Raw genomic sequence first — 12583 nt, 5'->3', positions numbered from 1 at the left:
CCGGTCGGGATTGCGCGAGATCGTCAGGCGGCTTTCGCGGTTTTTGTCGTACCGGTCCGCTCAACACGCGAACGCGGCTTGGTCTTGACGACGCCTGGCGCAACTTCGTTCCTCGTTTGCACGGCAGCCGCCTTGGTCGCTGGCGCAGTGGCTTCAACCTTTGCGACCGCCTGGCCGCCCAGTACGACCATTTTCACCACTCGAGCCAGGTTATTGGTAATACGCTTCAGCCCCAGGCCTTTTTCCATCACCGACGGCTCGGTAGCGGCAAGCCGTTCCATTGCCGCATGCAGGATGGTTGCTTCGGAATACACGTCCGCGCGCTTGCGCGTGGCACTCGGTGGACTGATGGCCAGGATACGCTGGGCAAAACGTTCAATGAACGGCACATAGGTGTTCATCCGCAACTCCTCGAAGCGCGGATCGCCGCGGTCGGCTTCCATGTTGCGAAAGCGCAAGACCTGACGGTGTCTGGCCCAGACTTCGTTCAGCGCGTCGATGACCTTGCGCGCGTGTTCTTCGATGTCGTCGCTGGTCCAGGCCTGGTCGAAAATCGCATGAATCGCCGCCATATCCTCACCGGCAACCTCGCTCAGCGCAAACAGGATGTCCTTGGTATCGTCGAAATACATGTAAAAACTGGCCGGCGATGTGCCTGCTTCGGCCGCAATCGAAACGGCGGTAAGTTCAACCGGCGAGTGCGTGTCCAGAAGCTGCCTTGCGGCTTCCATCAATTTGGCACGCGTTTCCTGCCCTTTACGGCCTAGGGTCTGGCCCTGTTTGTTCTTTGTCACTTCAGTGTTCATTGCAATTCCGCTTAGATGAGAGGCGATTTCAGTCCGTCGTTGGCAGCCCGCTGGAGCGAAGCTGATAGCTATTCACTTATATCTCATTGTGAAACTGATGGCAAGTCCGGCGGGCTGAAGCGGACGATATGTGCGGGTCGCACGATGTTTCACCCGCGACTGGCAAGAGTCTCCCAACTCCCGTAAACTGTTAAACTGTCAGTTATTAAACGCGGTGCGCGGCCGCCATTACAGGGAGAGACCATGGGCACCAAAATCGGGCAGCACACTTGGCACGGCGGGTATGACTGCCGGCGCTGAACGTATCTGGGCGGCGTTTGCTACGCCGGCATTCCGCTGGTTATGGCTGGCCAGTATCGCGATCAATCTGACGATCTGGATGCAGGGGGTTGCAGCGGGGTGGCTTATGGTTTCACTAACCACCTCACCGCTGATGGTCGCGCTGATCCAGACCGCAAGCGCCTTGCCTTCGTTCATCTTTGCCCTGCCGTCAGGGGTGATGGCGGATCTGCTCGACCGGCGTCGCTATCTCATTGCGGTGATCGGCTTCATGATTTGTATCGCGGCGGTGCTGTGCATGTTGTCGGCTTCCGGCGGACTCGGTCCCTGGATGCTGCTATTTCTGACCTTTTGCCTCGGCACCGGCTTCGCGCTTCAGGGACCGGCCTGGTACACCGCCCAGACGGATGCCGTGACGCGACTGCAGCTGGCTTCTGCCATGGCCCTGTCGTCGGTGTCCTATAGTTCCGCGCGCGCCATCGGGCCGGCCATGGCCGGCGCTGTCGTTTCCTCGTTCGGCGTGCTTGCAGTATTCGTCTGCAGTGCTGTACTGCTGGGCGGGGCGCTGGTTGTCCTGTTCCGCTGGAAAAATGCGCCGCGCAACGCGCATCTTCCGCCGGAAGACCTGTTTTCCGGCATGCGCAGCGCAGTGCGTTATGTGCGCCATTCGGAAATCATGAAGGCGCAGGTACTGCGCACCTCTATGTTCGTCGGCGTATCCAGTTCGCTATGGGCGCTGCTACCGCTGATTGCGGAGTTGCAGCTGAATAGCGGGGCGAGGGGCTACGGCTTGCTGCTCGGCAGCATGGGGTGCGGCTCCGTTGCCGGTGCGCTCATTCTGCCTCGCCTGCGAAGCTGGATTGAAATGAATCGCATGATGGCCATTGCCGCCATGCTTTACGCAGCATCGATCCTTGTCGCTGCTTTTGTGCCCAATATTGTTGCCGTGTGTAGCGCATTGTTCATCGGCGGCGCCGCATGGCTGGCAGTAGGCAACACCAATATGATCGCATTGCAGTCGTCGGTGCCAGCCTGGATCCGGGCCCGTGCAGTGGCGGTGTACATGCTGGTGTTTCAGGGAGCGATGGCGGCCGGCAGCGCATTCTGGGGTGTGATCGCCACTGAAATCGGTATGACGAACACTTTGCTCTCCAGTGCGCTGCTGATGAGCATCGTACTGGTGGTCATGTATCGAGTTCCGGCGCGTCTTGGACACGAGTCCGAGGCGACGCAATCGTCCGATGCACTCCATGCCGGATTTGTCACCGAAGCGGTACCATCGGATGCGTCGGTGGCGATCCAGATCGTGTACCAGGTTGCAGCAGAAAAACGGAAGGAATTTCTGCGGCAGCTATATGCGATCGGCAAGGTAAGGCGGCGCGATGGCGCAAGTTTCTGGCGAGCGTACCGTGATCTCGAGCAGGAGAACTGCTACGTCGAACGATTTATCGTCGAATCCTGGGACCAGTATCTGCGTCAGCGTGGGCGGGCCACAGTAGCCGACCTGGAAGCGGAGCGGCAATTATGGACGCTGCACAGCGGGCCTACGCCGCCGGCTATCTCTCATTTCGTTTCGGAACCTTGTCCTTAGGCGCGGTGTCTTGTAACACTTGGTATGGCTCGGCGCTGCCCTGGCATCGTGAATCAGTAAAAATCTTTCAATAACAACTGCGGTGCAGTCGTGAAATCGCGCACGCTTCCTTTTCTCCGTTTTGACAGCGGAATCTGCTCAGGCTGAAACGCATAGCAGGCACCCTTCATCCGCGTGGCAAAGGGGGTTAGATCATCGTATTGATCGAAGTCGAATGCCCGGCCACCGGCCACCATCACGGCTCTGCGCAGGAGCAGCACAGCTTCGGCTGCCGCGGTATCGCGTGCAGCAAGTTCGCGCATATTGATGGTCCGCAGATTAACGTTGTGATAATCGCCGGGTGAGACGACGGTACTGCCCTGAAGGACCCAATCGAGCAGCATCCTGCCGTCGACATGCAAACTGGCGCTGACGGTGCCCCCATGCGGATCTGTCACCATCGCATCGTATCTTCCGCCTGCGCCGCGTGCGGCATGAGCGATCGCAAGCAGCGCAAGATCGAACTGATGCGTGCACTGAGTGCTGGCGTCGAGTCCCCCATTGTCTGCCAGGATATTGCAAGAAACCGGTGCACCAATCAGTCCGGTCAGTTGCGTCGACGCCGAAGGACAGGTCGACCAGGGCGTGCGCATGGCTTGTGCATCGATGCCGGTGACCAAACCATTGCCATGTCGAAGCTCGAGCGTGAAATGATGATAATCGTCCTCAAGGGCGGCGCATACACAGCCTTCGGATAGGATGAAAGCGATACGGCGCCGGTAAGCCCCGCCGGCATCGGGGGATGGCGTCTGCTTCATTTGCTCAAGGCCTCGACGCTAATGATGGCGTTACATAGCAACTGCGCATCGACTTGTGGTGAAAAGCGCGCGGCGCTGGGACTGAGCACGGACTGCTCTGCGAGCAGGGAAATTTCCTCTTGCGTAGGCTGATCCCGCAAAAAATGTACAAGCCGGGAAGGCAAGCCGACATCGTCGTAGAAAGCGAGTAAGTCCTCGACCAGTGTGGCATCGCGCTGCTCCAGCACAAGTTGCACGAGCAGGCCGTAGGCGACGTGTTCGCCATGCAGCGTGTTCGCAGCCCGCGGAAGATGGGAAAAGCCGCGCGCGATGGCATGCGCAATCGATAATCCGCCGTTCTCGAAACTGAGTGTGCTGAGCAGTACGGTTGCTTCCACTACGGCCTCTACGTGCGACGAGACGCGCTGTTGCCGTACATCGTCAACCGCCGGCTTGGCATGCGTGCGAAGGAGTTGATAGCATGCGTTTGCCGATGCAATGCCGGTAAAGGACACCGGCGCACCGAACAGCGTAAGCGCTCCGGCCTTGGCGCAAGCTTCGGCTTCAAATTTCTTTGAAATGGCGTCACCAATGCCGGCCAGGAAAAAACGCAGCGGTGCGCTCGCGATCACCGCGGTATCGACCAGCACGAGATCGGGATGACGCTTCATCTGCTGTACTTCGACCATCACATGGTTGGCGTCGTACACCGCGATCGAAGCGCTTGCCGGACCGTCGTTGGACGCCACGGTCGGCACGCTCACCATGCGGAGATTCAGTGTCCGGGCAACACCCTTCGCAGCGTCCAGTGCCTTGCCGCCGCCGGCGCCGATGATCACATCCGCCTTGCTGGCTTTAGCGCGTGCTGCGAGCGAGGCTATTTCAGCATGTGTTACTTCGCCCTGGAACCGCAGTATCTCCAGCGGCATGTTTGCTTCCGCAAAGCTTGTACTTATTTTCCCCGCGAGCAACTCCAGGACGATGCCGTCGGCGACCAGAACAGAGCGCTCGCCAAGCACAGCAGTATGCCGCCCGAGGCTGGATAGAACTTCTGCTCCCTGTACATACCTTGGGGTTGCGGCAAAGATTGGCATTGATCGATCCTTCTAAAAATCCAATAACAGATGAAATGTCAGTTATTGGATTATCGAAGATCGTTGGTCTTCGGGCAAGCGGTTTTCATGGGTGGCGCTCCACGTGCATCGCCATCGTGGGCCGCAGTCCGACGCCTTCGGGCGTCAATAACATTTCCTATGTGAAATTTTGATTTGATGAATCTCATTTCGTTGAAGTAGTTCCAGATTAAGACAACAAATGGAAGTTGACACCACACGTGTTGATTGATTATTCTTCTTCATGAAAAGAGTCGCGAAGCTTCATTCTGAAGTGAGAGACCACTCAGGGTGCCAATGTGGAAACGTTGTCAGTCCGCGAGGAGACGATCATGAAATATCACCTGCTTTCTGTCCCCGGAAAGTCCGCGCACAGCACTGCCATGACGCATTTTTGGCATGAGTTGGAGAAGCGGTATCGGAGCAAGCATGGGGCGCTCTCATCAAAGGAGCCGGAAGGTCAGGGATCGATACCCGACGCAAGCATCCGTCACGATCACTTGAACCGGAAAGAATTTCATGGCCGCAGTCGCGCGGAAGACGCCATCGATTCCGTGCTCGTGCTTCTGCTGCTATGCATCGCGCTGGCATCGCTGGTATGGGAATATCCGGCATTGCATGACTCGCATCCCTGGCAACATTTAGCGGCGCACTATAGCGTTGATGCATTCAGTGCCTTGTTCAATCGTCATTAGTCCGGGCATGCAGCAAGCCTGAACCAAACGGCGTTTGCGCCACCAGACCGCAAGTACTTCCTTCCGACAAGGGCATCGCTCGGCTCGAACGCGCGCCTTTCCTTTCCTTTTCTCTCTGCTGGCATGCGCAGGACGTTCTCGTCGTCTGCGACGCGTTCAATTTGAGTTTTGTCGACGCGAGTCAGCGAAAAAATATTGCACCGTTCCTGTTGACGCAAAAGTCTATCTGTGGCCTACTATTAAAAACTGACGATATGTCAGTAATAGGGGTGAGTAACGGGGGCCTTTAAAAAGGCGACGCAGCAGGACAAAGCAGTGAATGCGCTTTACAACCATAAAAAAGGAGTTGACGGAGAATGAGTAAGAAAATCGAAACCGGGATGGTGCCGACGAAGATCGCTGCTTCCATTGCACTGGCATGTTTGGCCATGGGCGGACATGTCCATGCCGATACGATCAATACCGGGAACCCGGATATCGAGATGCGTTGGGATAACACTGTTCGCTACAACGGCGGATGGCGCGCGGAAGGCCGTAATCCGGCGTTCTATAACAATCCCGGATTTGACGAGACGGAAGGTCGCTTTAAGCGCGGCGAGATGGTGACCAATCGCGTCGACCTTCTGTCGGAACTCGACTTCACCTATCAGGGCAAATACGGTTTTCGCGTCAGCGGTGCAGCATGGGCTGACGGTGCATATGGCAACAATTCTCTGACCAATCCTGCGCTTCCCGCAGCGAGCAACTACCGCAACGGTCAATACAACGATTACACCAAGCGTTACATCGTCGGTCCTTCCGGCGAAATCCTGGACGCCTTCATTTTTGGCGGGTTCAACCTCGGCGAAACCACGCTCAATGTCAAACTGGGTCAACACAATGTTTACTGGGGCGAGTCCTTGTTCTCGCTTGGGAACAGCATCGCCTATAGTCAGGGGCCGGTCGATACCATCAAGGCCGCGACGAGTCCAGGTGTAGAAGCCAAGGAAACCTTCCTGCCGCAGAAGCAAGTCTCCGCGCAGGCGCAGCTGAGCAACGAGGTCTCTATCGGCGCGCATTATGCGTTCGAATGGAATCCATATCGTCTGGTCCCCGGCGGCACTTACTTCGGAACTGGCGACGCGACGCGCTCCGATTTCGCGACGACTACGCCGATCGTCATTCCGAACGGCGGCGATATCCGTCCACGCAATAGCGGCGACTTCGGCGTCAACCTGCGCTGGAGCCCGGAATGGCTGAACGGCACCGCCGGTTTCTACTATCGCAAGTTTGATGAGAAGCTGCCTTGGGGTGTTACCCAGCTGAGGGCACTGCCCGTCGCGCCGTTCGCTGCGCCGTCGGCCATCCGTCTTGCCTTCGCACGGGACACCGAGTTGTATGGCCTGAGCTTGTCGAAGAACCTGAGCAGCCTGAGCGTCGGTACCGAAATTTCTTATCGCCGCAATACGGCATTGAACTCCACCATATCGGTGCTGCCGGCCAATCGCATCGATCCGACGTATGAAGAAATCGAAGGTGCGCGTGGCAATACCTTCCACGCACTGGCCAATGCAATTTATCTTTTGCCTGAAACGCCACTGTGGCGCGGCGGTTCGCTCAACGCCGAGCTCAACTATAGCCGGCTGTTGTCGGTAACCCGCAATGCGCAGCGCTTCAATGCGATCGGCTATGCCTGCCCGGCGGGACGCGGCAAGGTCGACGGCTGTTCGACCAAGGATGCCTGGGGCATGAACATCAGCTTCACGCCGTCCTGGCCGCAGGCTTTCCCGGGGTGGGACATCTCGATGCCGACAACGCTGGCCTATCAGATCAAGGGTAACGGCTCGGCGCTCGGCGGCGGCAATGAAGGCGCTGTCGCCTGGTCAATCGGCATCGCCGGTACACTGTATTCGCGTTACGACTTTGCGCTGCGCTATGTCGACGCACGCGCTCAACACAATACCAATGCAGCCGGCGTTGCCACGACCACCAACGGTAACGCCGTGCAGAACGACCACGGCTGGGTGTCGTTCACTTTCAAGACAACTTTCTAAAAAAGTTGCAATAATCGATTACAGCGGGCGGCAGTTTCGCCCGTCCTTACGTTAGACAAGTAGGAGACAGTCCATGTATCACGCAAAGCATTTCATGGTCATCGCTGCAAGCGCCCTGATGGCCGGCCATGTGTACGCCGCTCCAACCCCGGAAGAAGCAAAGCAGCTGGGCACGACCCTCACGCCGATCGGGGCCGAAAAGGCCGGCAACAAGGATAGTACGATCCCTGCATGGGACGGCGGCCTGTGCAAGACACCGGCCGGCTACAATCCGACGAGAGGCAGCGCAGGCGGTACGCCTTTCGTCGATCCGTTTGCCAGCGACAAGCCGCTGTACCGAATCACGCAAGCCAATTACAACCAGTATGCCGACAAGCTTGACGAAGGCACAAAAGAGTTGTTCAAGCGCTATTCCACCATGGCGATCGATGTGTACCCAACACGCCGGTCGGTCTGCTACCCCGACTGGGTCTATGAGAACACCGTCAAGCGTGTGATGAATCCCAAACTGGTAGGCAGCGCACCCGGCTTGGCCGGTGCGCATGCGCAGATTCCATTTCCGATTCCGAAATCCGGTTACGAGGTGATGTGGAACGCCAACACGAAGTACGAGCCGGTACACATGACTGGGCATATCGATGCTGGCCTCATGGATGCCTCGGGCACCTATACCCGCACATCATTTCAGACTATCGAGAACTGGACCCCGTACTGGGATAACACGCTTACTTCTCTGCCCGAAGACAAGCCGTTCTGGGCGCTGATCGCTTCGAACAAATATCCGGCCTCGCAAGCCGGTGGCAAACAGCTGCGCTATCAGTTTCTGCGCCCCGACCTGAAAGATTCCATGGCATGGAGTTACGTTCCCGGCCAGCGTCGGGTTCGTCTTGCACCGGAGTTTAAATACGACACGGTTTCCACCACGTCCGGCGGCATCCTGATTTTCGACGAGATCAACGGCTTCGACGGAAAGATGGACAAGTTCGACTTCAAACTGATCGGCAAAAAAGAAATGTATGTGCCTTACAACGCATACAAATTCCAGAACGCAAGTCTTGAAGAAACGATGAAGAAGAACCATGCGAATCCGGATATCTATCGCTGGGAACTGCACCGCACCTGGGTAGTTGAGGCGACGCTGAAGCAGGGCGAACGCCATGTGCAGCAGAAGAAGGTGTTCTACGTCGACGAAGACAGCTGGATTCCGGTGATCTATTACAGCGTCGATCACGCCGGCAAACCGCACCACCTGATGCATCTCGCAGTGTGGCAGCAGTATGACTGGCCGGGACCACGCGGCGGCAACTATGTGCTGTATGACCTGAACCGCGGCATCTATGGCAACCAGTCCAAGCCTTGGGGTCCAGGTGCCGAGAACACCGGTTGGTTCAAGGTTCCAGCGCGCGCGACCAACTACTTCACACCAGATTCATTGGCCGGCAGCGGCGTTCGTTAAGTGTCCTCATGCGGAAGGCGGCGCAAGCGGCTTTCCGCAATATTTCAAAAGTTACACGGAGCGATCCGGTCAAGTATCGCATTGCATGGTTTGGCGGTAGAGTAGTCGTGTAGGAGACAAACATGCAACGACTCATTTGCTTATTTGTTATAAAAATTACATAGGACAAGGTGTGCTCCCACTGCCTTTGTCCACCAAGGAGAATCGGAATTGCGTCAGTTAGTCATACCGGCGTTCGCTTTCGCCCTTTGTATCGGGAATGCCTGCGCTGCCGGCGACGCATTCAAGGATCCTCTCGATGTGCCGGCGCCGGTTACGCGCCTCACGACAAACACCCAGCTTTCCGCAGTCACTCAAGCAGGCAGCCGCCTTGTCGCAGTCGGCATCCGTGGCCTGATCATCACTTCGGATGACGCCGGCGAAACCTGGACGCAGCGCCAGTCCCCGGTATCGTCCGATCTTCTGGCAGTGCATTTTCCCAGCGCCAGCCATGGCTGGACAGTCGGCCATGACGGCGTGGTCCTGCATACGCAGGACGGCGGTAAGACATGGGCCCGGCAGTTCGACGGGCGCCAGGCCGGCAAGCAGCTGGTCGAGCATTTCAAAAAGCTTGCCGACAGGGGCGACGCCAACGCAACACGCTTGCTGCAGGAAATGCAGCTCAACTATGAAAACGGGCCCGAGCAGGCGTTGCTCGATGTCTGGTTCGAAGACGAGAAGAACGGCTACGTCTGCGGTTCCTTCGGTACGCTGTTGTCCACGTCGGATGGCGGCAAGACATGGACCTCGCGCATCGAGCAGGTGGATTACGACGCGCTGCTGCACTTCAACGCCATCCGCGTCAGCGGGCGCAACGTGTTTGTCGCGTCCGAGCGCGGCATCGTTTTCCGCCTGGATCATGACAAGAAGCGTTTTGTGCCGAGCCAGACCGGCTATAACGGCAGCTTTTTCAGCCTCGCGGCAGAAGGCGATATGGTTATCGCAGCAGGTCTGAGGGGTACCGCCTATCGTTCGGCAGACGCCGGAAAATCCTGGGAAAAACTGGATACCGGCGTGATATCGACGCTCACTAGTGCCGCCACTGCGGGAGGTGGCAAGGTGCTGCTGGTCAGCCAGTCCGGCAATCTTTTAGTGAGCGACGATGGTGGCAAGGCGTTCAAGACCTTCCGCGTTCCGCGCCCGACGCTGCTGTCCGGCGTCGTGCAGGCAAGCCGCAACAAGGCGGTGGTCGTTGGTCTCACCGGGGTGCAACAGGTCACGCTCAAATAGCGGCCTGACGTACCCAGCATCAATCTATACGGAGCACATTCATGGCAGTATCGGACCGGTCAATAGACCTGCCAGTCATTACCGACCCTGCGAACTTCGACAGGAACAGCGGGTCATGGCTGGAACGATTCATCTTCAACCACCGCGCCATCATGGTGCTCATCTGCGTGGCAATGACGGCGTTCCTTGGCTGGCACGCCAGCAAACTGCCGGTCAATGCGAGCTTCGACAAGATGATTCCGAGCTCGCATCCATACATCAAGAATTACATGGAAAACCGCGAGTCGCTGCGCGGCATGGGCAATTCGATCAGGATTTCGCTGGAAAATACCAGCGGTGACATCTTTGACAAGGAGTATCTGGAAACGCTCAGGAAGATCAATGACAAGGTCTACCTGATGCCAGGCGTCGATCGCGCATTCATGCGCGGCCTGTGGACTTCCAGCCTGCGCTGGACGGAGATCACGGAAGAGGGCTATCGCGGCGGTCCGATCATGCCGGAACGCTGGGATGGCGGACCTGAATCGACCAGACAGTTACAGATCAATATCGGACGCGCAGGCATCGTCGGCAGCTTTGTGGCCGACAACATGAAGTCCACTGTCATCTTCGTGCCGCTGGTCGAACGCGATCCGCAGACCGGCGCCCAGCTCGATTATGCGGAATTCTCGCGCAAGCTGGAAGCCGAAGTCCGCTCGATGGAAACCGACCGCTTCAAGGTGCATATCGTTGGCTTCGCCAAGCTGGTCGGCGATCTGATCGACGGCCTGTACGACGTGATGCAGTATTTCGCCCTGTCGGTCGCAATCGCGGCACTGCTTGTGTTCCTATACACCCGCTGCGTTCGCAGCACGCTGCTGCTGGTGTTTACGGCGACGTTGGGGGTGGTCTGGCTGCTCGGCCTGCTGCGTCTCATGGGGTATGTGCTTGATCCTTACTCCATCCTTGTGCCGTTCCTGATCTTCGCAATCGGTTTGTCGCACGGCGCGCAAAAGATGAATGGCATCATGCAGGACGTCGGCCGCGGAACGCATAAATACGTTGCTGCGCGCTATACCTTTCGCCGTTTGTTCATGGCGGGATTGACCGCTCTGCTGACCAATATCGTCGGTTTCGCCGTCCTCGTCATCATCGACATTCCCGCGATTCGCGAAATGGCGCTTACCACCAGCATCGGCGTCACCGTGCTGATCTTCACCAAGCTAGTCCTGATTCCAGTGCTGCTGTCCTATATCGGCGTGAGCGAAAAGGCAGCCCGGCGCAGCGTGCAGAATGAAGATAAGAGCGTTTCAGTTCCCGGTGCGTTCCGCATGGTCCGCGCCGGACTCATTCATCTCTGCGAACGGCGCAACGCCATTATCGTCCTCTGCATCGCCGCCGCACTGGCAGCGATGGCAATGGTGGTACGCAAGGATATACAGATCGGCGATCTTAACCCCGGAGCGCCGGAGCTGCGTTCCGAATCCCGCTATAACCGCGATACAGCCTTCATCACCGGCAACTATGGGCTGTCGACCGACCAGTTCGTCGTCATGCTCCGCACCAAGCATGGTGAATGCTATTCCTACAGCAATCTGGTCGAGGCGGACCGTCTGGGCGCCGCACTGCGCCAGGTGCCCGGCGTGCAAACCACGTTTTCGCTCGCCGACGGCATACGGCGCGGCACCTCCGGCATGTTCGAGGGAAATCCCAAGTGGCAAGCGCTGTCGCGCAACGCGAACAATCGCGCACAAGCGTTCAACATTTTCCAAGGCGATCGTCCCGACCTTGCCGAGCGGACCTGCGCAGTCACTCCGATCATCGCGTATCTGAGCGACCACAAGGCAGGCACCCTGACCAGCGTCGTCGATCAGGTCGAAGCGTTTGCGGCCGAACATAATGCCCCCGATCGCGAATTCCAGCTCGCCGCCGGCAACGCCGGCATCGAGGCGGTCACCAACATCGTGGTCAAGAAGAGCTTCTGGACCATGCACTTCGTGCTGTACGGTGCAGTGATCCTGCTTTGCCTGATGACCTTCCGCAGCTGGCGCGCGACCGTGGTCGCCATCATTCCGCTGATCCTGACTTCGATACTTTGCGAAGCGCTGATGGTGTGGCTCAATATCGGCATCAAGGTCGCGGTGCTGCCTGTGATTGCAGTTGGTGTGGGTGTTGGCGTCGACTATGCGCTATACCTGCTCAGCATTCAACTTGCGCTGCAGCGGCGAGGCGCAACGCTGGCCGAGGCCTACACGCATTCGCTGGATTTCACCGGCAAGATCGTTGGCCTTGTAGGGGTGACCATGGCCGCCGGCGTTATTACCTGGGCTTGGTCGCCGATCAAGTTCCAGGCCGATATGGGCATCCTGCTGACGTTCATGTTCCTGTGGAACATGATCGGCGCACTGTTGCTGATTCCGGCGCTTTCCTACTTCCTGTTGCGCACCGAAGCCGATCAGGACAGTCGTCTCAAGCAGGACGATCCTCAGGACGCGTCTGAAGCCATCGAAAGCATGCCTGCGCGTTCCGTGGCGAACGGCTAGAGGGTGTACCGCGCCGCAGAAGTGGAGAACCACTCCTGCGGCAG

Annotated in this window: 9 protein-coding genes; 6 read left to right on the top strand and 3 right to left on the bottom strand. The window is 57.8% G+C overall.

Annotated features, from left to right (window positions below; all coding sequences use genetic code 11):
- Window positions 1-23 precede the first annotated feature (23 nt).
- On the bottom strand, window positions 24-806 hold the full coding sequence (locus tag D3871_RS23770) for a TetR/AcrR family transcriptional regulator (RefSeq protein WP_119771609.1): 783 nt from the start codon (window positions 804-806) through the stop codon (window positions 24-26).
- A gap of 283 nt (window positions 807-1089) precedes the next feature.
- Here D3871_RS23770 and D3871_RS23765 point away from each other — a divergent pair, with 283 nt between their 5' ends.
- Entirely contained in the window at window positions 1090-2676 is a 1587-nt protein-coding gene (locus D3871_RS23765; RefSeq protein WP_119771608.1) for an MFS transporter, read from the top strand.
- A 53-nt stretch (window positions 2677-2729) separates the two neighbouring features.
- On the opposite strand, the gene D3871_RS23760 is transcribed toward D3871_RS23765, so the two are convergent.
- Both D3871_RS23760 and D3871_RS23755 read right to left on the bottom strand, forming a co-directional pair.
- The gene (locus tag D3871_RS23760; RefSeq protein WP_119771607.1) at window positions 2730-3473 is read right to left on the bottom strand and encodes a hypothetical protein; all 744 of its coding nucleotides are present in this window, start codon (window positions 3471-3473) and stop codon (window positions 2730-2732) included.
- On the bottom strand, window positions 3470-4546 hold the full coding sequence (locus D3871_RS23755) for a glycerol dehydrogenase (protein WP_119771606.1): 1077 nt from the start codon (window positions 4544-4546) through the stop codon (window positions 3470-3472). Before D3871_RS23755 ends, D3871_RS23760 begins: the two co-directional genes overlap by 4 nt.
- Window positions 4547-4896: 350 nt before the next feature.
- On the opposite strand from D3871_RS23755, the gene D3871_RS23750 reads away from it, so the two are divergent.
- From D3871_RS23750 to D3871_RS23730, 5 genes are all read left to right on the top strand, one after another.
- Window positions 4897-5259: a hypothetical protein gene (locus tag D3871_RS23750; RefSeq protein ID WP_119771605.1), complete on the top strand. Its 363-nt coding sequence runs from the start codon at window positions 4897-4899 to the stop codon at window positions 5257-5259.
- A gap of 356 nt (window positions 5260-5615) precedes the next feature.
- The gene (locus tag D3871_RS23745; RefSeq protein ID WP_199724907.1) at window positions 5616-7292 is read left to right on the top strand and encodes a DUF1302 domain-containing protein; all 1677 of its coding nucleotides are present in this window, start codon (window positions 5616-5618) and stop codon (window positions 7290-7292) included.
- A gap of 73 nt (window positions 7293-7365) precedes the next feature.
- Window positions 7366-8748 (top strand): DUF1329 domain-containing protein, encoded by a 1383-nt coding sequence (locus tag D3871_RS23740; RefSeq protein ID WP_119771604.1) that lies wholly within the window; start codon window positions 7366-7368, stop codon window positions 8746-8748.
- 210 nt (window positions 8749-8958) lie between these two features.
- On the top strand, window positions 8959-10017 hold the full coding sequence (locus D3871_RS23735) for a WD40/YVTN/BNR-like repeat-containing protein (protein WP_199724906.1): 1059 nt from the start codon (window positions 8959-8961) through the stop codon (window positions 10015-10017).
- Between the two features lie 41 nt (window positions 10018-10058).
- Complete coding sequence (locus D3871_RS23730) at window positions 10059-12539, top strand: efflux RND transporter permease subunit (RefSeq protein WP_119771603.1); 2481 nt, start codon at window positions 10059-10061, stop codon at window positions 12537-12539.
- The last annotated feature ends 44 nt before the right edge of the window (window positions 12540-12583 follow it).

This window comes from Noviherbaspirillum saxi (assembly GCF_003591035.1).
GTDB classification, from domain to species: Bacteria; Pseudomonadota; Gammaproteobacteria; order Burkholderiales; family Burkholderiaceae_D; genus Noviherbaspirillum; species Noviherbaspirillum saxi.
The sequence above is the reverse complement of the archived record's forward strand: the minus strand, read 5'-3'. Positions and strand labels throughout refer to the sequence as shown.